This window comes from Thalassospira sp. (genome assembly GCF_002709775.1).
Lineage (GTDB): Bacteria > Pseudomonadota > Alphaproteobacteria > Rhodospirillales > Thalassospiraceae > Thalassospira.
The window spans coordinates 1-25,601 of record NZ_PAQR01000002.1 but is presented as its reverse complement, the minus strand read 5'-3'; the positions used below and the strand labels follow the sequence as shown (position 1 = coordinate 25,601).

26 protein-coding genes and 1 tRNA gene are annotated in these 25,601 nt (G+C 55.1%); 16 read left to right on the top strand and 11 right to left on the bottom strand.

Annotation, left to right across the window (positions count from 1 at the left end; all coding sequences use genetic code 11):
• Positions 1-55: 55 nt before the first annotated feature.
• The 3 genes from CMO10_RS00375 to CMO10_RS00365 form a co-directional block, all read right to left on the bottom strand.
• On the bottom strand, positions 56-781 hold the full coding sequence (locus CMO10_RS00375) for a type 1 glutamine amidotransferase (protein ID WP_297018310.1): 726 nt from the start codon (positions 779-781) through the stop codon (positions 56-58).
• Positions 782-1,014: 233 nt separating this feature from the next.
• A complete protein-coding gene (locus CMO10_RS00370; protein ID WP_297018308.1) occupies positions 1,015-1,440 on the bottom strand; it encodes a DUF6691 family protein in 426 nt (141 codons plus the stop codon).
• On the bottom strand, positions 1,440-1,874 hold the full coding sequence (locus CMO10_RS00365) for a YeeE/YedE family protein (RefSeq protein WP_082049921.1): 435 nt from the start codon (positions 1,872-1,874) through the stop codon (positions 1,440-1,442). The genes CMO10_RS00370 and CMO10_RS00365 overlap by 1 nt, the downstream gene beginning before the upstream one ends.
• 410 nt (positions 1,875-2,284) lie before the next feature.
• Here CMO10_RS00365 and CMO10_RS00360 point away from each other — a divergent pair, with 410 nt between their 5' ends.
• The 3 genes from CMO10_RS00360 (at position 2,285) to CMO10_RS00350 (ending at position 4,986) form a co-directional block, all read left to right on the top strand.
• The gene (locus CMO10_RS00360; RefSeq protein WP_297018305.1) at positions 2,285-2,944 is read left to right on the top strand and encodes a hypothetical protein; all 660 of its coding nucleotides are present in this window, start codon (positions 2,285-2,287) and stop codon (positions 2,942-2,944) included.
• A gap of 8 nt (positions 2,945-2,952) precedes the next feature.
• On the top strand, positions 2,953-3,600 hold the full coding sequence (locus CMO10_RS00355; RefSeq protein WP_297018304.1) for a hypothetical protein: 648 nt from the start codon (positions 2,953-2,955) through the stop codon (positions 3,598-3,600).
• Positions 3,601-4,011: 411 nt separating this feature from the next.
• Complete coding sequence (locus CMO10_RS00350; RefSeq protein WP_297018303.1) at positions 4,012-4,986, top strand: class I SAM-dependent DNA methyltransferase; 975 nt, start codon at positions 4,012-4,014, stop codon at positions 4,984-4,986.
• A gap of 91 nt (positions 4,987-5,077) precedes the next feature.
• Here CMO10_RS00350 and CMO10_RS00345 read toward each other — a convergent pair whose 3' ends face one another.
• The 4 genes from CMO10_RS00345 to CMO10_RS00330 form a co-directional block, all read right to left on the bottom strand.
• A complete protein-coding gene (locus CMO10_RS00345) occupies positions 5,078-5,995 on the bottom strand; it encodes a 50S ribosomal protein L11 methyltransferase (protein WP_297018301.1) in 918 nt (305 codons plus the stop codon).
• Between the two features lie 292 nt (positions 5,996-6,287).
• The gene (locus tag CMO10_RS00340; protein WP_297018299.1) at positions 6,288-6,746 is read right to left on the bottom strand and encodes a hypothetical protein; all 459 of its coding nucleotides are present in this window, start codon (positions 6,744-6,746) and stop codon (positions 6,288-6,290) included.
• A 274-nt stretch (positions 6,747-7,020) separates the two neighbouring features.
• The gene (locus CMO10_RS00335) at positions 7,021-7,794 is read right to left on the bottom strand and encodes a TylF/MycF/NovP-related O-methyltransferase (RefSeq protein WP_297018298.1); all 774 of its coding nucleotides are present in this window, start codon (positions 7,792-7,794) and stop codon (positions 7,021-7,023) included.
• A gap of 678 nt (positions 7,795-8,472) precedes the next feature.
• Complete coding sequence (locus CMO10_RS00330) at positions 8,473-9,261, bottom strand: class II aldolase/adducin family protein (RefSeq protein ID WP_297018296.1); 789 nt, start codon at positions 9,259-9,261, stop codon at positions 8,473-8,475.
• 163 nt (positions 9,262-9,424) lie between these two features.
• On the opposite strand from CMO10_RS00330, the gene CMO10_RS00325 reads away from it, so the two are divergent.
• From CMO10_RS00325 to CMO10_RS00315, 3 genes are all read left to right on the top strand, one after another.
• Positions 9,425-10,381 carry an NAD(P)-dependent oxidoreductase gene (locus tag CMO10_RS00325; RefSeq protein WP_297018295.1) on the top strand — a complete coding sequence of 319 codons (957 nt, stop codon included), beginning with the start codon at positions 9,425-9,427 and terminating at the stop codon, positions 10,379-10,381.
• 126 nt (positions 10,382-10,507) lie between these two features.
• Positions 10,508-11,206: a TetR family transcriptional regulator C-terminal domain-containing protein gene (locus CMO10_RS00320; protein WP_297018293.1), complete on the top strand. Its 699-nt coding sequence runs from the start codon at positions 10,508-10,510 to the stop codon at positions 11,204-11,206.
• Positions 11,203-12,372 (top strand): pyridoxal phosphate-dependent aminotransferase, encoded by a 1,170-nt coding sequence (locus CMO10_RS00315; protein ID WP_297018292.1) that lies wholly within the window; start codon positions 11,203-11,205, stop codon positions 12,370-12,372. Before CMO10_RS00320 ends, CMO10_RS00315 begins: the two co-directional genes overlap by 4 nt.
• Positions 12,373-12,395: 23 nt before the next feature.
• Here CMO10_RS00315 and CMO10_RS00310 read toward each other — a convergent pair whose 3' ends face one another.
• The 3 genes from CMO10_RS00310 to CMO10_RS00300 all read right to left on the bottom strand — a co-directional run bounded on the left by CMO10_RS00310 (position 12,396) and on the right by CMO10_RS00300 (position 13,423).
• Positions 12,396-12,860, bottom strand: a complete 465-nt coding sequence (locus CMO10_RS00310) for a YtoQ family protein (protein ID WP_297018290.1) — start codon at positions 12,858-12,860, stop codon at positions 12,396-12,398.
• An 85-nt stretch (positions 12,861-12,945) separates the two neighbouring features.
• Positions 12,946-13,021: transfer RNA gene (locus CMO10_RS00305), tRNA-Ala, on the bottom strand.
• A gap of 96 nt (positions 13,022-13,117) precedes the next feature.
• Positions 13,118-13,423 (bottom strand): FYDLN acid domain-containing protein, encoded by a 306-nt coding sequence (locus CMO10_RS00300; protein WP_044830109.1) that lies wholly within the window; start codon positions 13,421-13,423, stop codon positions 13,118-13,120.
• Positions 13,424-13,784: 361 nt separating this feature from the next.
• Here CMO10_RS00300 and aroA point away from each other — a divergent pair, with 361 nt between their 5' ends.
• From aroA to CMO10_RS00260, 8 genes are all read left to right on the top strand, one after another.
• A complete protein-coding gene (gene aroA, locus CMO10_RS00295; RefSeq protein ID WP_297018287.1) occupies positions 13,785-15,128 on the top strand; it encodes a 3-phosphoshikimate 1-carboxyvinyltransferase in 1,344 nt (447 codons plus the stop codon).
• A gap of 95 nt (positions 15,129-15,223) precedes the next feature.
• The gene (gene cmk, locus CMO10_RS00290; protein WP_297018285.1) at positions 15,224-15,868 is read left to right on the top strand and encodes a (d)CMP kinase; all 645 of its coding nucleotides are present in this window, start codon (positions 15,224-15,226) and stop codon (positions 15,866-15,868) included.
• A gap of 232 nt (positions 15,869-16,100) precedes the next feature.
• Positions 16,101-17,804 (top strand): 30S ribosomal protein S1, encoded by a 1,704-nt coding sequence (rpsA, locus tag CMO10_RS00285; RefSeq protein ID WP_044830112.1) that lies wholly within the window; start codon positions 16,101-16,103, stop codon positions 17,802-17,804.
• Positions 17,805-18,187: 383 nt separating this feature from the next.
• Positions 18,188-19,111, top strand: a complete 924-nt coding sequence (sppA, locus tag CMO10_RS00280) for a signal peptide peptidase SppA (protein ID WP_297018283.1) — start codon at positions 18,188-18,190, stop codon at positions 19,109-19,111.
• Positions 19,112-19,182: 71 nt separating this feature from the next.
• Positions 19,183-19,458, top strand: coding sequence for an integration host factor subunit beta (gene ihfB / locus CMO10_RS00275; RefSeq protein ID WP_044830114.1), 276 nt, complete (start codon positions 19,183-19,185; stop codon positions 19,456-19,458).
• A 235-nt stretch (positions 19,459-19,693) separates the two neighbouring features.
• Positions 19,694-20,002: a LapA family protein gene (locus CMO10_RS00270; RefSeq protein WP_297018281.1), complete on the top strand. Its 309-nt coding sequence runs from the start codon at positions 19,694-19,696 to the stop codon at positions 20,000-20,002.
• Between the two features lie 261 nt (positions 20,003-20,263).
• Positions 20,264-20,986, top strand: coding sequence for an orotidine-5'-phosphate decarboxylase (gene pyrF, locus CMO10_RS00265; RefSeq protein WP_297018279.1), 723 nt, complete (start codon positions 20,264-20,266; stop codon positions 20,984-20,986).
• 238 nt (positions 20,987-21,224) lie between these two features.
• Positions 21,225-22,433 (top strand): MFS transporter, encoded by a 1,209-nt coding sequence (locus CMO10_RS00260; protein WP_297018276.1) that lies wholly within the window; start codon positions 21,225-21,227, stop codon positions 22,431-22,433.
• Between the two features lie 76 nt (positions 22,434-22,509).
• Here CMO10_RS00260 and CMO10_RS00255 read toward each other — a convergent pair whose 3' ends face one another.
• Positions 22,510-23,313 (bottom strand): TSUP family transporter, encoded by an 804-nt coding sequence (locus CMO10_RS00255; RefSeq protein WP_297018273.1) that lies wholly within the window; start codon positions 23,311-23,313, stop codon positions 22,510-22,512.
• A gap of 175 nt (positions 23,314-23,488) precedes the next feature.
• Between CMO10_RS00255 and mutM the strand changes: the two genes are divergently transcribed.
• Positions 23,489-24,328, top strand: coding sequence for a bifunctional DNA-formamidopyrimidine glycosylase/DNA-(apurinic or apyrimidinic site) lyase (gene mutM / locus CMO10_RS00250; protein WP_297018270.1), 840 nt, complete (start codon positions 23,489-23,491; stop codon positions 24,326-24,328).
• 268 nt (positions 24,329-24,596) lie between these two features.
• Entirely contained in the window at positions 24,597-25,373 is a 777-nt protein-coding gene (locus tag CMO10_RS00245; RefSeq protein ID WP_297018268.1) for an enoyl-CoA hydratase, read from the top strand.
• The last annotated feature ends 228 nt before the right edge of the window (positions 25,374-25,601 follow it).

The window sequence follows — 25,601 nt, the reverse complement described above, 5'->3', positions numbered from 1 at the left end:
AAAACTGATGGCTTTTGAAATTGTATGTCGGCACGCGGCTGAAATCAGTCCTGGATCAGGCGGCCGATTTGATGCGCTTCCGGGTCATGAATTTGACGATTGAACGTGCGAAATCAACGCTGGTGATCGGCGTTTCAAGCGACTTCATGGCAGCAGCATGCACATCATCCGGGATAAGATCATAGCGCGCCTGCAGAAGTGCGGTTTCATAAGGTTTCATGAATTCTGGGTGCGGCTGGATGGACGCGGCATTGGGTCCGTACTGCAAACCGGCATAGGGGCAGAAATCCGAACTTGCCCAAACGCTTGCACCTTTTGGCGGTTCGACAACCTGATCCTGATGGAAGGCGTTGATACGGATGGTCGCCGGGCTATCAGAAAGCCAGTCGCTGTTGCTGGCATCGACCGCATATTCATGCACACCAACGCCCCAGCCCTTGTCAGACTTGATCACCTTGCCACCAAGTGCGGTTGCAAGGATCTGATGGCCAAAGCAGATGCCAAAGACCGGCTGACCGGCATCAACTGCATTGCGCAGGAATTCCTGCAGGCGGATCATCCACGGGGTGTTTTCGTAAACGCCATGCTTGGAACCCATGATCACCCAGCCATCAGCATCGCCGATGGAGGCCGGGAAAACGTCTTCAAGGACGGTCCAGGTTTCGAACTCAAGGCTCGGGTCAACATCGCCAAGCAGCTTTTCAAGCATCCCGGGATAGGATGCGAAATCGCTGCGAAGTTCTTCCGGGGCAAATCCGGTCTCAAGAATGCCGATCTTCATTTGGAAACCTTTATGGACGTCAATATGGCGCTACAAGGGTCACAGCTCAGTCACATAATCGACCCTGAAGCTCAGTTATGGGATTTTAACGCCAAAGACAAGCCCGGTGCTGCGAGAATTTAGCCAAATTTTGACCGGAAATGCGAAACCGCCCGGTGGAACACACGGGCGGTTGCAAAACCTGCGGCCAAAGGCCGGGGGGACCAAACCGGCAGCAGATTATAGGTTAGGGCTTATTTGTTCAGACCGGCCGCACGGGCACCGCCCATACCGACAATCATTGCCACAACAAAAATGATCGTATCGGTATGTCCGAATGCCAGCGCACTCAGGGCCGGACCGGGGCAATAGCCGACCAGACCCCAACCGGTCCCGAACAGAAGACCGCCTGCGATCAGTTTGGTGGTAATGGCACGGTTGGTCGGAAGGCTCATCTCACCGCCACACACAGCTTCGGTACGGTTCTTGGCAAACTGGAAGATCGGAATGGCAACTGCCAGACCACCGCCCATGACAAAGGCAAGGCTCGGGTCCCAGCCACCATCGGCAATCGCCCAGATATCAAGGAAGCCAAGGACCTTCTGCGGGTCAATCATACCCGAAATATAAAGGCCAAAGCCGAAAATCATGCCGCAAATCAGGGAAACAATCGTACGCATTACATGCCTCCCATCAGATGACGGGTGACAAGGACGGTGACAAAACCAGCCGCCATGAAGGACAGGGTCGCAACCAGCGAACGCAGCGAAAAGCGCGACAGGCCGCAAATGCCATGGCCACTGGTGCAGCCACTGCCGATCGTGGTGCCAAGACCGACCAGAAGACCGGCAACAATGATCACCGGAAGCGAGCTTGTCACAACACTCTGGGCTGCGATCTCGGTGGCATTCATCAGAATGAACGGACCGACAACCAGACCGATGACAAAGGCAAGGCGTTCAAACACGGCCGAGCCACCCTTGGTCGGGGTCAACAAGCCGCCAAGAATGCCGCTGATACCGGCAATCCGGCCATTGAGCAAAAGATAAAGGCCAGAGGCCAAACCAATAAGTCCGCCGCCAATCAGGGCGGAAACCGGCGTGAAGTTTTCCATCATCCAATCCATTGAAATCGAAATTTATATTAATGTATGAGAATGCATTAATTTTATCAATGGGCGTCGATAAATTTTTGTCTCATCCATAAGGGAACGCTGAGATAGCGCGCTGTTTCAGAACATTTTTAAACTGGGGATGCTAAGGCAGAATTCAAGATAAGAAGATGATGATCCTGCAAGGCAGGGTTGAAGCCGTTCTGAGAGAGTGGCGGGCTTTTGGACGTGGCGTAACCGTTCCCTGCCAATACACAACAGACCATCTTGATGTTTAAATATGCGAATGGTTCGCAAAATAAATTGCAATTCGGGGGTGCCGGTGATAACCCCGAAAGACCCTGACAAATGTTTGGGCGGGTCTGCTTGACCCCCGGCATCGGGTGCGAACATCAACAAGACGGATAAAGAACGTGCATCCGGATCAGAACATCCATGTTGCCTGTATCGGGCCTGATAAAATGGCCCCGTCACTTGCCGATCGGGACCGCTTCGCCCCGGTGATTTTTGAACGGCTCGGCCAATATGAGCTGCCCGATGTTGATCTGACGCGTTATGCCGCCCTTGCGATTTCCATTCATGCCGATTTGCGCTTCTTGCTCGCCAACAAGGATGTGCTGGCGCGCTATCTTGATTGCGGCGGTGTTGTGCTTTGGAGCGGCCCGATGGCCTATCCGGTGATTGACGGGGTTGGTGAATTCATCCCGCGCCCGAAACGCAATCTGGCGGGGCTCAGGATTACCCGATTGGCAGATCCCCCGCTGTTTGACGGTGTAACCGACGAAGATCTGACATTCCGTCGTGGCGTTGCCGGTTTCTGGGGGCGCGGTCATAATCCGGCACCCGATGGGGCCGTGCTGCTCAACGGGATGGATGAAGATCCGATGCAGGCCCCCATCGACTGGATCTGGCACCGCCCGGAAGGCGGGATTATCATCTGTCACGCGGGAAATGATTTTCTGACCTTTGCCCAGGCCGGTGTTGGCACGACGGCAGACAGGCTTGCCCCGAACTTTGCCAAATGGCTGACAATTCAGGTGCAGGCAACAGCAAGGCAGGAGGAACGGGTATGAGCACGGCCATGAATACTTCAAATCCATCCCGCCCGAAGCTGATCGCCCTTGATGGCGGCATGGGCTATCACAAGGCAACGCTCGAGGATCCCCGGATTGCGCCGCATATCGATGAAGTCATCTATATCCGCGATCTGCGTGACGAGGATCTGACAGATGCCGCTGGCCTGATCATTTCATGCCGCACACCGGCCGAGGTCATCGTACCGCACGCCAAGCGCATACGTGCATTCCTTGATCGCGGTGGCATGGTGGTCGCCATGGGCGATACGGAGCAGGAAAAATGGCTGCCCGATGTATCGCGCGAGCAGGTCGAAACCAATTTCTGGTGGTGGCTGGAACCGGGCGCGGACCTTGGCCTCGAAATCGCGGCACGCGAACACGACATGTTTGCCGATCTCGGCAAGGCCGATGTCAGTTGGCATCTGCATGATCTGTTTGATGTGCCGCCCCATGCCAGATCACTTGTGGATTACAAGGACGGTCGGTCGGTGCTTTATGAAGACACGACCAGCTTTGCCGGTCATCTCATCGTCACCTCGCTTGATCCGATGTATCACCACGGGGCGTGGTTCATGCCGGCCACTACGCGCTTTCTCTATGGTTTTATCCCATGGATTCGCCGCACACTTGATGCCAGGGCCGCTTTGTCCTGAGGCAAAATCCTTGAGGTCGGCTAAAAGGCTGATTTCAAATGATTTAATCTATCTTGCCAAACTCCGAAAATAGGAAGATATAGCATTATCTTTGGTTGTGGTTTCGGCACATCGCCCAAACCCCCTTTTTTTCGGATTTCTCAGTTGGGTCAGGACCTGTCCATTTTGTTGAAATGGTCGCTCAGATCTTTACGGATACGCGAAGCAAAACCGCAGGAAGATACATATCTTTCAAGGTTTTGCGACAAAGTTGCCGTACAGATCCGAGCGATCCGCAGGACAGCCGTTATGTTTGCGACCTCCTGCGTCAAATCCCTTGTCCGGGATGCCAACCCGCTCTGCGGGCTTTTCCTTGGATTTCACAAACATAACGGCTGCCATTGCAGCAAAATGGACAGGTCCTGACCCAAGATGAGCAAAGATCGTGTGTCGGCCAGTCGGCGGCTTGATGTCGCACTGGCATTGGTATCGCAGGGCGACTACATCGCGGCAATTGATGTTGCGCGTGCTGCATTGGCAGCCGACGGGGAATGGGACGAAGCCCATTTTACCCTGGGCGATATCTATGAACGCGCCGGCGAAACCGATAACGCCATCGAAGCTTTCCGTCAGTATCTGATGCTTGATCCCAAGGATCGCATGGGGGCGGAAGTCCGCCTGACATTGCTGGGTGCTGCCGCCCTTCGTGATCGTCTGCCGCCCGATTATGTTCGTGCGCTGTTTGACGATTATGCCCCGCGCTTTGAAATCAGCCTGCGGGATCGTTTGGCCTATCGCGGGCCGGAGCTTCTTTTTGAAGCCCTGCGTTCGCATTTGCCCGACATGCTGCGCCCGCTTGAGGTGCTTGATCTTGGCTGCGGTACGGGTCTCGTGGCCGAAGTATTTGCGGGCCACGTCGATGCCATTGACGGCATCGATCTGTCACCGCGCATGATCAACCGGGCGCGCGCCAAGGGGCTTTATCGCACGCTCGTTGCCGGTGACATTACCGACATCCCGGCTGAAATGGGCACGGAATACAGTCTGGTGATTGCGGCAGACGTTTTGAACTATCTTGGCGATCTGGTACCGGCCCTGCGTGCTGCACATGCACGAATGCGGCCCGGCGCGCTTTTGGTCTTCACGCTCGAACATGGCGAAGCCTTCCCGTTTGACCTTGGCCCCGGCCAGCGGTTCCGCCATCACCAGCGCGCGATTGGCGAATGGCTGGCAGAATGCGGCTTTGATGTCTTGTCCGATACGCTGGGTGTCCTGCGTCAGGAAAAGGGCAACCCGGTCGAAGGCCGGATTATTGTTGCCCGCGCCACTGACGCCCTTGGCCTGATGGCCGGCGATCTGATCATGCCAGGTGATCCCGATCAGGCATCGGGTCAGATCCTGCATTAATCAAGGCGGCTTTTACGCGATCCAAACACAAAACACCCCGTAACCATCGGTCACGGGGTGTTGTTGTTTCTGATCGGGATATTGCTTGGTCTTAAACCGGCACGCCGCGAATCACCGCCACTTCGTGATAGAGCGGCACATTCGAATCCTTATTGATCATTTGCTGGGCCTTGGTGGCTGAAAGCGGCTGCGTGCCTTCCGGGTCGGCATAGAATTTACAGACTAGCTGCTTTTCAAGCCCGGTTCCGCTCAGTGCCTTTTCCAGGGTCACAAAGAACGAAATATCGGTGCCCGCATGCTGCAGCACGATTTTCGAGGCGATCTTTTCGGGCTTATAGCCATTGGCTTCAAAGCATTCGCAGATGATCTCCGTGCCGATGCGACAGCCGAAATTCATCACCAGTTCGGCATTGGGCGCATGTTCACGAATGCGGCGCATCAATGCTTCATTGAGCCCCAGCCCGACGGAGTTATAAGGATACTCGTCAAACAGGCTCCAGGGGTAATAATGCGCGATATGGTCTTCGGCCTCGTCGCCAGCGCCTTCGGCAAGCTCAATCGACTGGGCCTCGCGAAAGGCGGTCAGGCGTTCGTCGCCCGGCTCACCCACCTGCGGGATGCAGGCAATCACCACATCGGTATTGGCAACCTTTTCACGCGCCTCGTCGGTATCGACAAGGCTGACGCTGCCATGGACCGGTTCGAAATGTTTGGCATGTTCGGGCGACAGGCTTTTGATGTTGCGCTCTGCCAAAACGACAAGGCGGGGATCAAGGTCGCTGCCATAAACGCGCTTGGCACCGCAGTTTCGCAAGATAAAGGCAACATTGATGCCGGTCCCGACCCCGACTTCATAAACGGTCTTGCCTGCAAGATTAGCGCGCGAAAGACCTTCCTGAAACGTCTGTGTCCAGGGGTCATCGGGATCAAAGGCAAAGTCGGGTCGCTCGGGATCGTTTTCGTATGGGCTGGGTGTCTCGCTGCTCTCGTCGGCGGGATCTTCTAACATAATGCTTCCTGTTATTTCGTCTGTCGCATCAGCCGGTCGCGGGCATAAGCCAAGCATGTCAAATGCGCCAAACGACCCGGTGACAAGGTAACCAGATGGCTTTGGCGCGACACACCACCCGCAAGGTGCGGGCTACCGTGATCCACACCCCTGTGCCGATGCGCAGCGCTTTATTTTATTCTCGCCGCGCTCAGCTACGCGACGCGATGCCATAAGCATCATGGGCGGGAGTTGCGCCGGCAATGGCATGCCGGCGGTGTGGGCAGGTCGAAGGCGTGCCCGTTAATCGCTATCAGTTGATGCGGGCAAACTGTTTTGCATCACTTGCCAGCTGCACCTCATCGGCCAGTTCGCCAAGCGAGTCCGCCAGACGTTCACAATTGCAGTCTGCCCCAACCAGAACATTAAGCGGCGATGCGCTGTCTTCGCGGCCAACCAGTGCCTGCATGATCCGCAGAAGGGTCGGGGCCGGTGACAAACCGTTGCAATCAATTGTGTTCGATACTTGCATGTCGTCTTCTCCTTGTCTGGCAAACAGGAGCTCCGGCACACCGTCGGGACGGTGATGAATGCCAAAGCATGACGTGTTCCCAATGCCCACAAGAACCTGCGGACAACCGAACAGAAACACTCTCGACCTTTGCGCGATCCCAGCATCAAGCCACCCTACGGTGGCGTCCTTGGCGTGACAGAAGGCCTTGTTCAGGACCGGCTCTGTCGGCTGGGCGGTCTCAAGGGTCAATTTTGGCAATCAACCCGTTCTGGTCTTGAATGTCATTTCGCATTGCGACTGTCGCGCATCAGCACAAGTCATTCTTTTCAATGCGGTAGGTTGCAAAATCACATCGCGTGATGGGTGCAAAACCATGACCAGAACACACCGGAAAATTCTCCGGATCGACCTTGTTGAATTCAATCGTAGCAGTCGGCGGGTGGGTGTCAAGGAGGGATTTGATCATATTTTACGCAACTTGACGCGAAGATTAAATTTTAATCACCTGCGTCAGGATTTGCTGACTGGGTATCTACAGTATTTCAACGCCAAGTTTATCTATTTCCAAAACCACAAAACATTTCCCGCCACTTGCGATATTGCAAAGCTCTTCAAAGTAGTATTGCGATTTAGTGCTATCTTTGAACTCGCTGAATGCGAGCTTTTGGCCTCGCTTCGGATCAGAGTAGTAGCAATCCCAATCGTCAAAGGCTAACAAGCATCCGTGCTGAAATTTTCCATTCAGAAAATCTAAACAAGCTTTTGTGGAAGAGTGATAGTCGCAGTCAAGATAAGCTAGGGCAATCTTTTCGTGTTCTTCAAAGCTGAAGTTTGGTAGCGTGTTTTCGTAAAAACCTTTTACTGTTCGTACACGATGTTGGTCTTTTTTTACGGTGCGTAAGAAGGCCTCCTCGCTAGTTGCGTTCATCGACTTCCGCCAAATCTTCTGCCGGTCTATGCCCTCAGGTTCTGGCATTCCCTCAAAAGAGTCAAATGCATAGAATTTGCTTATTTTGTTTGGCCTTCCAGGTAGGCCAAGAGTTCTTAATGCCATCCGGAAAGTATTTACTTCGTGGCATCCAAACTCTGCATAGATACCATCTACTCTATTAACTTGTAAGTAATATTGGGCTTGTTTGAAAAAATCATAGCGAGCAGATAGGGAAAAAATTACCTCGAATTTTTTCGGAATACTTGTAACTTGGGACTCTTTGTATTTCAGGTGTAATGCCGGTATTATTCCGTGGACGTTTCTAAGGAATCCATTTAAGTATTTAGCATCAATTTCTTTGAGGAACGTCTTCATATTTCTTCTTTCATAAATGGAGAAAAATTTTATCAATAACTACAAGAGTAAAAATTAATCATCTATACTAAAGACAGTATAATATATTTCGTTTTGATTTCATTTAATTTTCGTATCTTCAGTTCGATTTTCATTTTTATCATGTCTTTGGACGGCCGAATGCCGTTTTTTGCTGTTTGAATAGCTTTCTTAAGCACGCTTATAGTTTTTTTGCTTGGTAAGAAGGAGCTTCTTGTCTGAAGCATCAAATCTAAGGAAGCCCACCTTATCTTGCCATGAGCGCGACTCTCCAAACAAGGAAAATTGTTCAATACGAATTTGACGGATTGGTTGCGTCTTGGCTGAAAATTCACAAAACATGTTAGTAGAGCTATTGTTTCCCGGTTTTAAGTGCCTCAAGTTGGTAGAAAGAGCTTGGGTTGTTTAATGTTGGGTGTCTTTTAGTTATTCTTAAGCCGTTTTGCTACTCTTAAGCCGTTCAGATTCAGAAAAGGATCCTTCATCGGCCAGATTCTTGTTGAGGCCAATCAGCAGATTTTTCGTGATCATTTTGATGGGTATGATCATGTTCGCAATTTTCGTTCACATAAAATCACTAAGCGCAACTCCCCTGATAACCATGATTTAGAATTGTCAGGGAGCTGCCTTCATCAAAGAAAAAACTTTTGGCGCAATAGCCTAATCGCGGAAACCGGGGTCCAGGCGGTCGGCAAGGCGCATTTGTGCGTCCCACTCAAGCGCCACATCACCATCGTCATAGGCCATCTGGCTGAACTGTTCGGAGACGCGTTTGATCACCGCATCATCGATCTTGCGAAGCGGTCGACCCATAGCCAGCGTGGACTCCTGAATCTCGCACGCGCGGTTTAGATAAAACATATTGGAAAACATTTGTCCGGCGGTTGCCCCCACCGTCAAAAGACCATGATTGCGCAGGATCAGCGCGATGTTGTCGCCAAGCGCTTCAACGATTCTCTCGCGTTCTTCAAGATCAAGCGCGATGCCCTCATAATCGTGATAGCCGATCTGGCCATAATACTGCAGCGCGATCTGATTAAGTGGCATCAGCCCTTCTTCAAGGCACGAAACCGCAAATCCCGACCGCGTGTGGGTATGCATCACCCAGGCTGCATCATGGCGGCCGATATGCACAGCACTATGGATGGTAAAGCCGGCCGGGTTCACCCGATAGGGGCTGTCTGCGACCTTGTTGCCATCGACATCGATCTTGACCAGCGAGGACGCGGTAATTTCCTCCCACATCAGGCCATAAGGATTGATCAGAAAGTGCCCCGGTTCGCCCGGCACGCGGGCCGAAATGTGGGTATAGATCGTATCGGTCATCTTGTAGTGCGCGGCCAGCCGGTAACAGGCGGCCAGCTCAATCCGGCACTGCTTTTCAGCCTCTCTGATATCTGGGTCGCTCATGACGCTGCTCTCGGCGTCCTTTTGTGTCGCGATATGCATCCCGGCCTCCTGTGATCTGATCAAACGGCTTTACTCTTTGATATACACTTGTTTAACTGACGATGAAACCAAAGCGCAAATTTTCTTGTGTCGGCGCCCGTAAACCGGGTGCGCTACGCGGGATCTAAAGCGTTGAAAATGACTGTTCAGGGGGCTTTTACGAATGGCGGCGGCAGAACCAATTTATGGTGTTCTTCTTAGCGATGCGATGGATCTCAAAAGCTATTACTCGCTTGATTTCGGTGATGCGGCCCCTGATGTCCGCCTGCTTAATCCTGATGAAGTCACCAACCCGGATCTGATCCGCTTTGCCGTCTGCTGGCTGCCGGGGCCAGCGGCCTTTTCGCCCTATCCCAACATCGAAATGGCGATGTCTGTCGGGGCCGGGGTGGATGCCTTGCTGAAACATCCGGGCTTGAACAAAGACGTCGCCATTTGCCGCGTGCGCGATCCCAATCAGGCCGATCTGATGGCGGGTTATGCGGTCCATGAAGTCGTGCATGTTGAACGTGGCTTCGCCCGGATGCAGCAAAGTCAGGCCAAGGCGGAATGGGCGCCACCTGCGATTCGCCCACCGCGCGATCTCAAGGTTGCGGTACTTGGTCACGGCTCCATGGGGGCCAGTGTTGTCAAGGCGTTGGCGGCATGTGGTTTTAGCGTCTCGGTCGCCTGTCGCCGTGCGCCGACCGACCCGGTTGAGGGCGTGGACTATTTCACCGGCAACGATTCGGTTCTGAAATCCGTCGTGGGTCAGGATGTGGTGATCAACGTCTTGCCACTGACGGACGAAACCGAAAATGTCCTTGATGCCGACCTGTTTGCCAAAGTCGCCATGGGTGCCTGGCTGATCCAGATCGGTCGCGGCGAACATCTGGTCGAGGATGATCTGGTTGCCGCCCTTGATAGCGGACAACTCAGTGGCGCGACCCTTGATGTCTTTCGCACCGAACCCCTGCCGTCCGATCATCCTTTCTGGGCGGATCCGCGCCTGCGTATCACGCCGCATATCGCCAGTGATACAACACCGCGCATCGTTGCCGAGCAAGCCTTGCAATCGGCACGCGAGCTGCATAGAGGCCAACCGCTCAGCCTGGCGATTAGCCGCGGGCAGGGCTACTGAGCAGCTTGGTCGGGTTGGGTAAATCCGATTGCAGTCTTGAAACCCGATTAAAATTAATCAATTGTATAACAGTGTGCGAAGGCAAAGCTGTCGGCACACGATCCGTCAGCCTTTCGGGAACCGGGAATGAGCCGAAAAACATTTCAACGCCTGTCGCTTGATGTGCGCCGCCGCAGTTTGATGGAGGCAACGCTGACCTGTGTTGCCCGCCACGGTCTGCACGGGGCATCGGTGCGCCGGATTACCGAGGAAGCCGGGGTCACTGTCGGGCTGGTGCGCCATTATTTCGGCAGCAAGGATGACATGATCCGCAATGCCTATGCCTATCTGGTCGGCCAGTTAACCGCGCAGGCCAGCGAAAGCGCACGTGCCGCCGAAGGCACGCCCGAGGCCCAATTGGCAAGCTTCCTGCGCGCCAACATGACCCGTCCGAACATGGACGAAGAAACCGTGTCGCTGTGGGCGACCTTCATTGGTCGTGTGCGTCATGATCCGGGTTTTGCCGAAATTCACCGTGATGGCTACCGCGAATTTCTAAGCGTCCTTGAAACCCTGATCGAGCCGGTCCTGATCCATCACGGCTGCCCGTACAGCGTGGCAATTTGCCGCAACCATGCGATTGCGCTCAATGGCCTGATTGATGGCCTTTGGATGGAAGGGGCGATCAATTCTGGTCTTTATGCCCAGGATATCCTGCCCGACCTGATCACGGGGGCTGCTGAACGCCTGCTTGAATTGCCTGCCGGGGCGCTATCCGTGCCCGATATTGCGCTTCAATCAACCGGCCATCCGACACACCGCGAACAACAAAGTAAGCCGTCATGAGATATGCCAAGATTACCGATCGCCTTGCCGAACTGGGCGGGGCGAAATGGGCCGTTCATAACACCGCGCGTGATCGCGAGGCCGAAGGGGCAAAAATCATCGAACTGACGATTGGCGAGCCTGACATTCCCGTCGACCCGGCCCTGATTGACGCGTGCGAGGCCTCCATGCGGCGCGGGCGCACCCACTATTCCAATGGCCGCGGTGAGGTGGGGTTGCTCGATGCACTGGTCGAAAAATACAAACCCGTCTGGCCGGAAATTACCCCCGAAAACATCCTGTGTTTCCCGGGCACGCAGACCGCCCTTTATACCGTCATGACCGCGCTTGTGGATGCCGGGCAAGGGGTGCTGGTCGGCGATCCCTATTATGCGACCTATGCCGGGGTGATCCGCGCGTCGGGCGCGGAACTGCAATCCGTTCCGCTCTCGATCGAGCATGGCTTTATCATGCAACCGGATGATCTGCGCGCCGCCATCACCAGCGAAAGCCGCGTGTTGCTGCTCAATACGCCGCACAATCCGTCCGGCGCGTTGCTTGATCGCGCAACACTGGTCGAACTTGGCAAGATCGCCATTGAACATGATCTGTGGATTGTCTGTGACGAGGTCTATGAAGATCTGGTGTTTGAAGGCACCTTCGCATCCCCGCTTGAAATCGCAGAACTGCGTGATCGCACCATCGTCACATCCTCGATCTCGAAAACCTATGCCGCCACCGGCTTTCGCAGTGGCTGGGCCGCTGGTCCCGCGGAACTCTGCACCAAGGTGCTGCCGATTTCCGAGACCATCCTGTTTGGCAATCAGCCCTTCATCGCCGATGCGACTGAGGTCGCCCTTCGCGGCAATTTCGATACTGCCAAACGCATGTGCAAAAGCTACGCCGCCCGCGTTGACATGATCGAAACCGAGCTTGCCGGTTGCACCGTCCTGAAACCGGGCAAGGTATCAGGTGGCATGTTCGCCATGATCGATGTCGGCAGCACCGGCATGAATGGCGAAGAATTCGCCTGGGGACTTCTTGATGTTCAAAATGTCGCGGTCATGCCCGGTGCATCCTTTGGCGAAAACGCCAAAAACCTGATCCGCGTGGCCCTCACCGTGCCCGACGACGAACTACGCGAAGCCATCAAACGCATCCGGGCCTTCGCCGAAAAATCGGCCTAAGGCCCGGTTGTAAACGTTTTGGCTTACGCCTTGGGCATATCACCACGGATGATATAGGCAAGTGCCGCAACCACCTGTTCGGGTTCGCGGGCAACACCATTGGCCGCACCATCAACTTCCTTAAGCGCATGATCATGCTCGGCGGGGTGCAGCGTAATATAAGGAATGCCAAGGGCGGACGCCTGACCGGCATCAAAGGCCGCATTCCATTGCTTGTATTTCTCGCCAAAGCGGATGACGGCAAGGTCGGACTCTGCCAGCAAGGTCTTCGTGCGCATGGCGTTGAGCTGCGCGCCCTTGCGGTCGTGCCAGAACTTGTTGTCTTCCGCGCCAAACACGGCAACGCCGCAATCATCTGAATCTTCATGCACGGTGATCGGTGCTACCAGCTCGACCGGAAGGCCAGCTTCTTTCACACCCGTTTCAATGCGCTCGCGCCAGTCACTGTGAATTTCGCCCGACAAATAAACGGTCCAGACTTTGCTCATCTTTCTCTCCCTTGGTGGTCGTTATGATGGGGTATGTCAGACCCTAAAACGACAAAACCCGTCGCCAAAGGCAACGGGTTTTGAATGGTGGAGCCGATCAGGATCGAACTGACGACCTCTACAATGCCATTGTAGCGCTCTCCCAACTGAGCTACGGCCCCACTTTGTCCGCGACGCAGTCTGGCAAGCAGGCTCTGCGGCGCGGCGCATATTTAGAAGGTTCGCCAAATGTTGGCAAGACCCTTTTTCAAAATTTCTTAGCGATCGTCGTCGTCTGATTCGACATGCTCATAGACTTCGCCAAGATCATCATCATCTTCGCCAAGATCGGAAGCATCTTCGAGAATATCATCGTCGACATCGACATCGGTATCATCGTCAAGATCGTTGACGTCATCGACGTCTTCGTCTTCTTCCGGTGCCGGTTTGGCAACAGCGGATTTCTTGACCTTGGTTACCCCGTCAGGCGTTTTGCATTTCGGGCAGACAACCGGGGTCCGGTTCAAGTCGTAATACTTGGTACCACAAGCGAGGCAGTGACGTTTCTTACCGCGTGCTGACATTACGGCAAATCCTCTTAATTACCGTTATCAATTAAGAAAAAGACTGTGTGTCGCAAACGCGCAGCAAGGCTGCGCACAGCGTCTTGTCCGAAAGGCCCAATTGCCATCTTGTTGACCCCTTGTCAAAAGGAAATTGCGCGTTTTTACCTTTGGTAGGGTGCTGGGTTAAATTTGCCTCACATTGATGCAAATTCCCATACCGAATTTCGGGTTCGATACTGGTGCCTGCCAACCGCTTGTGCTAGAGCATTGGTCCCCTGATTGAAAGGCCCGCGCGCGCCTGAAAACATGGCCGCTGCGCAGTGGGTTTTCAATCAGCGATTTTGTTGATGGTAAAACAGTGACTGGCAGGTACGCGCCCATGAGTTCTTCGCAAACCAAACGCCCGCTTTCCTCGGCCAAGGCCGGGCCGCTTTCGGGTGATATCCGGGTTCCGGGTGACAAATCCATTTCCCATCGCTCCCTGATGTTTGGTGGTCTGGCAATCGGTACGACCAAGGTCACCGGTCTGCTCGAAGGCGAAGACGTTCTGGCAACCGCAGACGCCATGCGCAAGCTGGGCGCAACCGTCACCCGCGATGACGATGGCACCTGGCATGTGACCGGTGTTGGTGTTGGCGCACTGCGTGAACCCGATAGCGTGATTGACATGGGCAATGCCGGAACCGGCATTCGTCTGATGGCCGGCATCGTTGCCACCCATCCGATCACGACGTTCTTCACGGGTGACGCGTCGCTCTGCAAACGTCCGATGGGCCGTGTTGCCGATCCGCTTTCCGAATTTGGCGCGCAATTCATCACCCGTGATCGTGGTCGTCCGCCGATGGCAGTGATTGGCACGGATGAGGCAAAGCCCGTGACCTATACCCTGCCGATGGCATCTGCGCAGGTGAAGTCGGCCGTGATGCTGGCGGGTCTGAATACGACGGGCACCACCACCGTGATCGAACCCAAACCGTCGCGCGATCATACCGAACGCATGCTGCGTCACTTTGGCGTGGATGTTGATGTGAAGGTCAATGACGATGGCGGTCGCACCGTCAGCCTGACCGGTCCGGTCGAAATGAAGGCTGCCGACATTGTCGTTCCGACCGACCCAAGCTCGGCCGCTTTCCCCTTGGTTGCGGCCCTGATCAACCCAGACAGCAACGTTACCATTCGTGACGTATGCCTGAACCCGCTGCGCACCGGTCTGATCACCACCCTTGTTGAAATGGGCGGCGACATCACCATCACCAACGAGCGTGAAGAAGCTGGTGAAACCATCGGCGATCTGGTGGTGACCGGCAAAAACCGGCTCAAGGGCATTGTCGTTCCGGCCGAACGCGCCCCGTCGATGATTGATGAATATCCGGTGCTTGCGGTGGCTGCGGCCTATGCGGACGGTGAAACCCGCATGTGCGATCTTGAAGAGCTGCGTGTGAAGGAATCTGATCGTCTGGCGGCGGTGGCAGCCGGTCTTGAAGCCAATGGCGTGATCCACCGGATCGAAGGCGATGATCTGATCGTTACCGGCGGTGTGGTGCCGGGCGGTGGCATGGTGGAAACCCATCTTGATCATCGTATTGCGATGTCGTTCCTGGTTCTGGGTCTTGGCGCTGAAAAGCCGGTTGCGGTCGATGATGCCAACCCGATTGCGACAAGCTTCCCGAACTTTGAAACCCTGATGGGGGATATGGGCGCAAAATTTGCCCTGCATTCCTGATCGGGCCGACCAATATATAAGTCACTGATGTAAGTCACAGCGACCATTCTGACCGGCACTTATATAAGCAGCATCAATCACAGGGAGTGACCCATATGATCATCGCCATTGATGGGCCGGCCGCGTCCGGCAAGGGGACCTTGGCACGTCGAGTCGCAGAGGCAATGGACTATGCCTATCTGGATACCGGCCTGCTTTATCGTGCGACCGGTGCGAAAGTTCTGGCCGAAAATGGCGACCCGGCGGATGAAGCCGTCGCGGTTCGTGCGGCAGAAAATCTCAGTGCCGCCGATCTTGAAGGTGACGCGCTTCGCAGCGAGGAAGTCGGCACGGCCGCCTCAAAAGTTGCAGCGATTCCAAGGGTTCGCGAGGTGTTGCTTGATTTCCAACGCACCCTTGCCACCACCCCGCCGGGCGGTAAACGCGGTGCGGTTCTTGATGGACGTGACATCGGAACCGTGGTCTGCCCGGACGCGCCGATCAAGTTTTACCTGACAGCGAGTGTGGAAGAACGTGCAAACCGTCGGTTCAAACAGTTGCAGGAAAAAAATCCCGCTGCTATATACGAGCGCGTTCTTAAAGAGCTTGAAGAACGGGATGCCCGAGACAGTGCTCGCGATGTCGCACCGCTCAAGATGGCAGATGACGCAATCCATATTGATACGGACCGTCTGAATGCCAACGCAGTGTTTGATGCCGTCATGGCACATATCCATACCCATATGGGTGCGGATGACTGATCAAAAGGCGTTTTAACCGTCAGGCGTTGAACGATCCCGAGGTACCGGTCACATGGCCTGTCCCTAAGGTGAACGACTTGTGCGTTCACCTTTTCGTGTATGGAAGGTTCGCCTTCACATGCGTTCGGGTTTGAACAGTGAATGACACATCGCCGCGATTTTGCGGCAAAGACCACCGGACACAACCGGTTGGCCAGAATATAGTGACGATACTCGAAAGGAAGTCTGGTTTATGACCACCGCTGAAGAAGCACAATTCTCGACTGGCGAAGATTTTGCCGCCCTGCTGGCTGAAACCCTTGGTTCTGAAGACGAAGGTTTTGTTGGCCGCGTAATGACCGGTTCGGTCGTTAAAAAAACTGACGATGATGCCATCGTCGATGTCGGCCTGAAATCCGAAGGCCGCGTTCCGCTTAAAGAATTTGGCGCAGGCGAAGTAAACATTGGCGATACCGTTGATGTTTATGTCGACCGCTATGAAAACAAGGATGGCCTGATCGTCCTGTCGCGCGAAAAAGCGCGCCGCGAAGAAGCTTGGGTTGAGCTGGAAAAACAGTTCTCCGAAGGCAAACGCGTCGACGGCACCATCTTTGGTCGTGTTAAAGGCGGCTTCACCGTTGACCTGTCGGGCGCAGTTGCGTTCCTTCCGGGTTCCCAGGTTGATATCCGTCCGGTTCGTGACGTCACCCCGCTGATGAACAACCCGCAGCCGTTCCAGATCCTGAAAATGGATCGTTCGCGCGGCAACATCGTTGTTTCGCGTCGTGCCGTTCTCGAAGAGACCCGTGCAGAACAGCGTGCTGAACTGATCCAGAACCTTCAGGAAGGTCAGGTTCTTGACGGCGTTGTCAAAAACATCACCGATTACGGCGCGTTCGTCGATCTCGGCGGCGTTGACGGCCTGCTGCACGTTACCGACATCGCTTGGAAACGTATCAACCATCCGTCCGAAGCCCTTCAGATCGGCCAGACTGTTAAAGTCCAGGTTATCCGCTTCAACAGCGAAACCCAGCGTATCTCGCTTGGCATGAAGCAGCTTGAAGCTGATCCGTGGGAAGGTGTCGAAGCCAAATACCCGGTCGGTTCGAAGTTCGAAGGTCGTGTCACCAACATCACCGATTACGGCGCATTCGTCGAACTCGAAGCTGGTGTCGAAGGCCTGGTCCACGTTTCCGAAATGTCCTGGACCAAGAAAAACATCCACCCGGGCAAAATCGTTTCGACCTCGCAGGAAGTCGAAGTCATGGTGCTCGACGTCGATGCCCAGAAGCGTCGTATCTCGCTTGGCCTCAAGCAGTGCACCTCGAACCCGTGGGATGCCTTCCTGGCAGCTCATCCGGTCGAGTCCGAGATCGAAGGCGAAGTCAAGAACATCACCGAATTCGGTCTGTTCATCGGCCTCATGGGCGGTATCGACGGTATGGCTCACCTTTCGGACCTGTCATGGGACCGCGCTGGTGAAGAAGTCATCAAGGAATACAAAAAAGGCGACATCGTCAAAGCCAAGGTTCTTGACGTTGACGTCGAAAAAGAACGCATCTCGCTCGGCATCAAACAGCTTGCTGGCGATCCGTTCAAAGATGCCGTTGTCGGTATCAAACGTGGCGACGCTGTAACCTGTGAAGTTACCGAAGTTAACGACGGTGGCATCGAGGTTTCTGTTGGCGACACCGAACTCAAAGGCTTCATCCGTAAAGCTGAGCTGGCGCGCGAGCGTTCTGAACAGCGTCCGGAACGCTTTGCAGTTGGTGAAAAAGTCGACGCACGCGTTACCGCAATCGACTCCAAAACCCGCAAGGTTTCCCTCTCTGTCAAAGCTCTTGAAGTTGCTGACGAGAAGAAAGCAATGGCGGATTACGGTTCGGCAGACAGCGGTGCATCGCTCGGTGACATCCTCGGCGAAGCTCTGCGCAAGAAACAGGAAGGCGGCGAATAAGCCACCCTCCGGGAATACGCTCTGCAACATTGCAGAACGAAAAGACGGGTCGCGCTTTGCGCGGCCCGTTTTCTTTTGTCCGGATTTTGCGGCCGCAGTCTGATGCTGAATTCTGATGCAGCAGACCGATGCTGACCGGTCCGGGAACGCACCCGCCTGATGCGCTAGGTGGGCGCTTTCAGGTCGCCAAATTGTATATCATCAGGTTTATGGGCCGGATTTTTCCGCCGACTCTGCTGATATCGGTGTTTTTCGCGAAAATTTTGATTTTAAACGCTTTTTGTTCTTGCCTTCCGCGAAGAGAAAAACCATTTGAAGAGACAGGTTTAAGGGGTCACACTCTTCTAAGTATTTGATTGAACAATTAGAACCGGAATACCTTGATGGCGCTTGATGCCGATATTCTGCTTGATCGACGTCGACTGAAAAAATCCATCTTTCGCTGGCGCGTGGTGGCGGTGATTGCCGTGCTTGCGGTGATCGTCGTCGGCTTGTCGGGCACCGGTGTGAAGGACAGTGTTCTTGGCGGTCTCGGGTCGCGGATTGTTGAAGTCACCATCGAAGGTGTGATCACCGAAGATCCCTATCTTCTGGATGCGCTCAGCGCGATCGAAGAAGACAGCGACGTTGTCGGGGTGATTGTTCATATCAACAGCCCGGGCGGCACCATGGTTGGCGGCGAAACGCTGTTTGAAGCGCTGCGCCGGATCGGGGAAACCCGTCCGATTGTTGCTGAAATGGGGACGGTTGCGGCGTCCGGCGGTTACATGACCGCGATTGCCGCGGACCACATCATTGCCCGCCGTGGGACAATTACCGGGTCGATCGGGGTGATTTTCCAGTCGATGAATTTCAATGGAACCCTTGAGAAACTCGGTGTTGAACCGCTGACCGTGAAAAGCGGTCCGCTGAAAGCTGCACCCAATCCGTTCGAACCCGTTGATGATGTTGCAAAATCGGCCATGCAGGGCCTGATTTCGGACATGTTTGACGTGTTTGTTGAGATGGTTGCAACCCGCCGCGATATGCCGGTGGATACCGTGACCACCCTTGCCGATGGCCGGGTTTATACCGGTCAGCAGGCGGTGGCGAACGGACTGATTGACGAAATTGGAGGCCGTCGTGAAGCCTTGCGCTGGCTCGAAGAGGAAGCCGGTGTCACGACGGATGCGCAGGTAGTGCCGCTTGAAATCGAATACCCGGAAGACGATTTTATGAGTGCTGTTCTTGAGGGAAACCTTGGAAAAGTGCTGTCATCTGAGGGGCTTAAACTTGACGGTTTGCTGACGGTCTGGCAACCTGAGTGATAGCTTCTCTAAGATATAATCTAATCCGTGGTTGAGTGAGACTGTCAGCACCAACAGGATGGGGCCTGGAAATGACAAAATCTGAATTGATTGCCCGCCTTGCGGAGATGAACCCGCATCTCTATCAGCGCGACGTTGAGCGGATTGTCGCCACGATCTTTGACGAGATCACCGACGCGCTTGCGCGCGGCGACCGGGTCGAGCTTCGCGGCTTTGGCGCATTTTCCGTAAAACAGCGCGACGCCCGTGTCGGCCGTAACCCGCGTACCGGGGATGCCGTCCCTGTCGGTGAGAAAAAGGTTCCCTATTTCAAAACCGGCAAACAGCTTCGCGAACGTTTGAACTGATCCCTGCCTGATCTGTTTCCGACCGGCGATCGGGCGTGTCTCGCATTTGCGTCACCCGCAACCCGTCCGATCCAGTCTGCCTGTGTGGGACACACAAAAACTGTGTGACCGTCACCATGGCATTTGTCCGGTTCTTGCCCCATACTGATCAGAACATTGATCAAACGTGACCTGCTGCCGGGTTCTGACCCGTCCCGTTTTCGGGATGGCAAGGCGCGGCACAAGGAGCTTAAGAATGCGCTTCCTGTACTGGATTATTTCCATTCCGCTTGCCGTATTGATTGCGGTCTTCGCTGTGTCCAACCGGGCTTTGGTAACGATTTCGCTCTGGCCCTTGCCGTTTGAAGTCGATCTGCCGCTGTTCCTGCCGATCATGGTTGCACTGTTGATCGGGCTTGGCATCGGCTTTGCCTTTGAATGGTTGCTTCAGGGCAAGCATCGCCGGGCAGCACGCCGCATGGATAGCGAGCTCAAGCGCATCAAGACCGACGATCCAACGCTCGCCACGCCAAATACCGACCAAAAGGCGATTGGCCACAGCTAGGCGATTTGAAGGGCTCCGTTTCGGGGCCCTTTTGCTGTCTGGAGCCAGGACTCGGTTGCGCGCTGGTGATCCGGTGCATGGCGCCGTTGCAGGATAACCGCCCGATTTGACATTGGCCTTTGCGCCCAAATCGGCTAAGCCATGTCCGGTCCGCCCGCGCAGGGAAATCTGCCAGTCCTTCTGCCAGTTCTTTTAACGGATGTGGGCCAAGAAACTGCCAGCCCACTACCGTTTGCCACCGCCCGTTTGATGGAGGACCGCATGACCCAGACCCTTGCCGCCAAAGACCGTATTTTCTGTGCGATTGATACCACCGACCTTGATCATGCGATCTCGCTGGCATCAAGTCTGTCGGGCATTATTGGCGGGGCCAAGCTGGGCAAGGAATTCTTCGCTGCCCACGGGCCACAGGGCGTCAAGGCGGTTGCCAAGGCCGGCATGCCGATCTTCCTCGATGTCAAATATCACGATATCCCCAATACGGTTGCGGGCGCGGTGCGCGCGGTAACGCCGCTGGGCCTTAAGATCGTCAATGTCCACGCGGCCGGCGGTCTGGAAATGATGAAACGTGCAGGTGATGCGGCGCGCGAAGCTGCCGACAAGGCCGGTGTTGAGGTGCCATGGGTGATTGCGGTCACCATCCTGACCAGCATGGATCAGGGCGATCTTGATGATGTCGGCCTGAAAGGCCCGATCGAAGAACGCGTCGTCAAACTGGCCGAACTGACCCAGAAGGCGGGCCTCGATGGGGTTGTCTGCTCCGCACAGGAAATCACCCCGGTGCGCAAGGCCCTTGGTCCCGACTTCAAACTGATTACGCCAGGTATTCGTCCAAGCTGGGCCGCAAGTGACGATCAGAAACGCATTGTCACCCCGGCTGATGCGGTCGCCATGGGCAGTGACGTTCTGGTAATTGGCCGTCCGATCACCAAGGCCGATGACCCCGTTGCCGCAGCGCAAAAAATCGTCGCCGAACTCTCCTGATTCTTCGTCCTGCATCGTAAAAGCGTGCAGCTTGTCCAGCGTCTGATGTGGTCGGGCGGTGACAAGCTGCCATGCAAATTTCGCGATGGATTTGCGCCAGACATTATCTCAGAATTGAATCGTTTCAATAATTGGTGCATGATGCGTATCTCGCAGTTGCACAAAAGTTTGGCCGAGCAGCCTGCGTCACCTGATCCAAAGCTATTGCCCGCGCCAACGTTGTTCTGGATATTCTGACATGACGAATACCGCCACCCGCCCCGGATTTTTCGGGAACCTGCCGATTCTGGCGCTCGCTCTTGCGTCTTTCGGGATCGGCACGACCGAGTTTGTCATCATGGGGCTTCTGCCCGATGTTGCGCTTGATCTTGGCGTCAGCATTCCCGATGCGGGCTTGCTGGTGACGGGTTACGCACTGGGCGTGACCTTTGGCGCGCCGTTTCTGGCGATTGCCACGGCGCGGATGGACCGCCGTCGCGCTTTGCTGCTGCTGATCTCGATCTTTATCCTCGGCAACTTCCTCTGTGCGATTGCCCCGGATTACTGGCTTCTGATGGCGGCCCGTGTGGTTACGGCCTTCTGCCATGGCGCGTTCTTTGGTCTGGGGGCGGTTGTGGCCTCCAACCTTGTCGCACCCCATAAACGCGTGCAGGCGATTGCCCTGATGTTTTCCGGCCTGACTTTGGCCAATGTCTTGGGTGTGCCGTTTGGCACCGCCCTTGGTCAGGAACTTGGCTGGCGCTCGACCTTCTGGGCAGTGGTGGCGATTGGTGTCTTTGCTGCGGGTGCCCTTTATATTGCGCTTCCGCGCAAGATTGCCGCCTCGACCGGAAGCCTGTTGCTTGAAGCAAAATCACTTGGCAAGCCGCAGGTTCTGCTGGCGATGCTGATCTCTGTGCTCTCTGCGGCCAGCCTGTTTAGCGTCTTTACCTATATCACCCCGATGCTTCAGGAAATTACCGGCATCACCCCGCGTCAGGTCACCTATGTCCTGTTGCTGTTCGGGGTTGGCTTGACGCTGGGTAACTATATTGGTGGGCGTCTGGGCGATTGGCGTTTGATGCCTGCGATCATCATCGCCTTTGTGCTGCTGATCGCGATCCTTGCCATGTTTACCGAAACGCTAAGCTCGGTCATTCCGGCCGTCGCAACCGTGGTGCTTTGGGGTGTGGTGGCCTTTGCGCTGGTCTCCCCGCTTCAGATGCGCGTGGTGAACGAGGCATCCGATGCGCCCAACCTGGCCTCCACCCTTAATCAGGGGGCCTTTAACCTCGGCAATGCGGCGGGTGCCTGGTTTGGCGGTATCGCCATTACCCAGGGCGTTTCCTATCAGCATATCCCGTGGCTGGGGGCCGCGATTGCGGTTCTGGCCCTGCTATGCACAGTCTGGAGCCATCTTTTGGATCGTCGCGACGAAGTCTTTGCCGAAAGCGGTGCCAGCGCCTGAGTTAGGTGCCTGATCAAATACAAAACCCGTCAACCATGGGGCTGACGGGTTTTTCTTTTGTCCGCTGCAGGCTTAACTATCCGATCCAATGGCGCACCTGATCCCAGCTTTGGCTGATGGTCGTGCCGTACTGATCAATGATCAGCTTGATCGATATCGCAATCGAGGTGACGACAAGCAGCGGTCGTACCAGACGCGCACCCACCTTCATCACCATATGCGATCCGATCTGCGCGCCGATCAAGGCACCCACGGCCATAGCACCACCGACAATCCAGACGACCTCACCCCCGGCGATAAACATCACAAGCGACGCAAAGTTCGACGTGAAGTTCAGGATCTTGGTGTGGGCGGTTGCCTTGGTCATGTTGAAACCAAGCAGGGCGACAAAGGCGATGGAAAAGAACGACCCGGTACCCGGCCCGAAAAAGCCGTCATAAAAACCGATGGCAAACCCGGCGGTAAAGGCAAAGGTCGTCTTGCCGATGATCTGATGCGCATCAATGTCGCCCACGCGTGGCGAAAACAGGAAATAAAGCGCAATCAGGATCAAAAGAGCCGGCAGGATGGTCATCAGAATGCCGGGGTCGAGCATCTGCACCAGAACCGTGCCGACCGCCGACCCGGCAAAGGTCAGAACAATCGCCAGCACCATATCGCGCGGATTAACATGTCCCTTGCGAATGAAATTAAGCGATGCGCTGAAACTGCCAAAGCTGCCTTGCAGCTTGTTGGTCGCCAATGCCTGGGCCGGGCTCACACCCGCCCACAGCAGGGCCGGGATGGTAATCAACCCTCCACCCCCGGCAATCGCATCGACAAAGCCGGCAAAGGTGGCAACTGCAAACAGGATCAGAAGAAGATCAAAACCAAATTCCATCGGGGGGCTTTCACAAAGGGGCGCGACTGTACGGTGGGGGCGATACAGTCTGTCAAAACAGCGCACATCATATGGCTTTGCGCGTACGCGTCCAGTGGGATTGATTTCAGTCGTTGAATTGCCTGCAAGTGCTGGTCTAGAAAGTGAAACACCGTTCTTTATATGAGTTCCAGACATGCCCGAATTGCCAGAGGTCGAAACAGTTACCCGTGGTCTGACACCCGTCATGGAAGGACAGGTTGTCGATCATGTCGTGCAGCGGCGCGCAAACCTGCGGTTTCCGTTTCCCGATGGCTTTGTCGACCGCATGGCCGGGCGCCGCATCAATCAGCTGACCCGGCGGGCGAAATACATCCTCGGCTATCTTGATGATGGTCAGGTGTTGCTGGTCCATCTTGGCATGTCCGGCCGCATGACCATCCACAATGATCCGGCTGTGGGAGTGCCTGAACCGGGCAAGCACGATCATGTCGATTTCGTCATGGACGACGGGGCGGTGGTGCGGTTTAACGATCCGCGGCGCTTTGGCGTGATTACCCTGATCAATGGGGATGAGGTCGCAACCCACAAGATGCTGGCGGGCATCGGGCCGGAGCCACTTGGCAATGCCTTTAACGCCACGGTGTTGGCCGCGGGCATCGCCAAACGCGCAAGCCCGATCAAGACCGTGTTGCTGGATCAGAAACTGGTCGCCGGTCTTGGCAATATATATGTCTGCGAAGCGCTGTTTCGATCCGGCATTGCCCCGGACCGTCTGGCAAAGGATCTCAAACCTGGCGAGATCGAACGGCTTTACCGCGAAATTCGCCTTGTCCTTGAAGATGCAATTGCCGCTGGCGGCTCAAGCCTTAAAGACTATCGCCAAAGCGATGGCGAGCTTGGCTATTTCCAGCACAATTTCCGCGTCTATGGCCGCGAAGGTGAAACCTGCATTGCCGATGGCTGTGATGCCACGATCGAACGCATCGTGCAGGCCGGGCGGTCGACCTTCTTCTGTCCCAGCTGCCAGAAATAAGCCGCGTCATCAAACCGTCTTCGTATCGCCACACCATCTTTGCTGGCGGATGTGCCAGACTGCTGTAACGTCATTCTGACGGGGTGGCATATCTCCAAGCCATGCCGGCATTCGGGCTTGGCAAAATCACTGACAGGTTCGGTTGCGGCGCGCGGGTAAAATCGGTAAAACAGTATCAAAATATGGTTTCAGCCGAATCGGTCCAATCACGCCACAGGAATCCGCACCGGAGTCCCACGGACCGAACAGCGAATAAAGGATCACTTGCATGTCTTATGAAAACATCATCGCCGAGAAAAAGGGCAATGTCGGCCTGATCACGCTTAACCGCCCCAAGGCGCTCAATGCGCTGTGTGATGCGCTGATTAAGGATATTGGTGCGGCACTTGATGATTTCGAATCCGATGAAGACATCCGTGCGATTGTCATTACCGGGTCGGAACGGGCCTTTGCGGCCGGTGCCGACATCAAGGAAATGGCCGATTACGACTATATGGATGTCTACAAAAACGACTTCATCACCAAAGGCTGGACGCGCGTTGCATCCTGCCGCAAGCCGACCATTGCCGCAGTCGCCGGATTCGCACTTGGCGGTGGCTGTGAAATGGCGATGATGTGCGACATCATGATTGCAGCTGACACCGCCAAGTTCGGTCAGCCGGAAATCACCATCGGCACCATCCCCGGTGCCGGCGGCACCCAGCGCCTGACGCGCGCAGTTGGCAAGTCCAAGGCGATGGAAATGTGCCTGACTGGACGTATGATGGATGCCGAAGAAGCGGAACGTGCCGGCCTGGTCGCGCGAATCGTTCCGGCCGACTCGCTTCTCGACGAAGCGCTGCAGCTGGCCGAAAAGATCGCCTGCTTCTCGGGCCCGGTTTCGATGAAGGTCAAGGAATCGGTCAACAAGGCCTATGAAATGACCCTGACCGAAGGCCTGATGTTCGAGCGTCGCGAATTCCATTCGACCTTCGCACTCGAAGATCGCGCCGAGGGCATGAAAGCCTTTAGCGAGAAGCGCAAGGCAGAGTTCAAGCACCGTTGATTGTTTAATCAGCGGTCAACTTGACCCCCGATTCCGTGCCTGCATATCTGCCTTGCGGGGCAAAAGACTCAGAAGCCGCAGAAATTGAGGCGTTATGGCTGTATCGGGGGTTGACGAGGGTTTCGGACAGAGCTATAAGCCGCGCTCCGAATTACGTAACATTTGTTTGAAGAGACAGGTTCGCAATGGCTCACCATAAATCGGCCAAGAAGCGCATTCGCCGCAACG

Coding starts and splice junctions, on each gene's coding strand:
- CMO10_RS00375 (WP_297018310.1), bottom strand. CDS start 781: ATGAAGATCGGCATTCTTGAGACCGGATTTGCCCCGGAAGAACTTCGC.
- CMO10_RS00370 (WP_297018308.1), bottom strand. CDS start 1,440: ATGCGTACGATTGTTTCCCTGATTTGCGGCATGATTTTCGGCTTTGGC.
- CMO10_RS00365 (WP_082049921.1), bottom strand. CDS start 1,874: ATGGAAAACTTCACGCCGGTTTCCGCCCTGATTGGCGGCGGACTTATT.
- CMO10_RS00355 (WP_297018304.1), top strand. CDS start 2,953: ATGAATACTTCAAATCCATCCCGCCCGAAGCTGATCGCCCTTGATGGC.
- CMO10_RS00350 (WP_297018303.1), top strand. CDS start 4,012: ATGAGCAAAGATCGTGTGTCGGCCAGTCGGCGGCTTGATGTCGCACTG.
- CMO10_RS00345 (WP_297018301.1), bottom strand. CDS start 5,995: ATGTTAGAAGATCCCGCCGACGAGAGCAGCGAGACACCCAGCCCATAC.
- CMO10_RS00335 (WP_297018298.1), bottom strand. CDS start 7,794: ATGAAGACGTTCCTCAAAGAAATTGATGCTAAATACTTAAATGGATTC.
- CMO10_RS00330 (WP_297018296.1), bottom strand. CDS start 9,261: ATGCATATCGCGACACAAAAGGACGCCGAGAGCAGCGTCATGAGCGAC.
- CMO10_RS00325 (WP_297018295.1), top strand. CDS start 9,425: ATGGCGGCGGCAGAACCAATTTATGGTGTTCTTCTTAGCGATGCGATG.
- CMO10_RS00320 (WP_297018293.1), top strand. CDS start 10,508: ATGAGCCGAAAAACATTTCAACGCCTGTCGCTTGATGTGCGCCGCCGC.
- CMO10_RS00315 (WP_297018292.1), top strand. CDS start 11,203: ATGAGATATGCCAAGATTACCGATCGCCTTGCCGAACTGGGCGGGGCG.
- CMO10_RS00310 (WP_297018290.1), bottom strand. CDS start 12,860: ATGAGCAAAGTCTGGACCGTTTATTTGTCGGGCGAAATTCACAGTGAC.
- CMO10_RS00300 (WP_044830109.1), bottom strand. CDS start 13,423: ATGTCAGCACGCGGTAAGAAACGTCACTGCCTCGCTTGTGGTACCAAG.
- aroA (WP_297018287.1), top strand. CDS start 13,785: ATGAGTTCTTCGCAAACCAAACGCCCGCTTTCCTCGGCCAAGGCCGGG.
- cmk (WP_297018285.1), top strand. CDS start 15,224: ATGATCATCGCCATTGATGGGCCGGCCGCGTCCGGCAAGGGGACCTTG.
- rpsA (WP_044830112.1), top strand. CDS start 16,101: ATGACCACCGCTGAAGAAGCACAATTCTCGACTGGCGAAGATTTTGCC.
- sppA (WP_297018283.1), top strand. CDS start 18,188: ATGGCGCTTGATGCCGATATTCTGCTTGATCGACGTCGACTGAAAAAA.
- ihfB (WP_044830114.1), top strand. CDS start 19,183: ATGACAAAATCTGAATTGATTGCCCGCCTTGCGGAGATGAACCCGCAT.
- CMO10_RS00270 (WP_297018281.1), top strand. CDS start 19,694: ATGCGCTTCCTGTACTGGATTATTTCCATTCCGCTTGCCGTATTGATT.
- pyrF (WP_297018279.1), top strand. CDS start 20,264: ATGACCCAGACCCTTGCCGCCAAAGACCGTATTTTCTGTGCGATTGAT.
- CMO10_RS00260 (WP_297018276.1), top strand. CDS start 21,225: ATGACGAATACCGCCACCCGCCCCGGATTTTTCGGGAACCTGCCGATT.
- CMO10_RS00255 (WP_297018273.1), bottom strand. CDS start 23,313: ATGGAATTTGGTTTTGATCTTCTTCTGATCCTGTTTGCAGTTGCCACC.
- mutM (WP_297018270.1), top strand. CDS start 23,489: ATGCCCGAATTGCCAGAGGTCGAAACAGTTACCCGTGGTCTGACACCC.
- CMO10_RS00245 (WP_297018268.1), top strand. CDS start 24,597: ATGTCTTATGAAAACATCATCGCCGAGAAAAAGGGCAATGTCGGCCTG.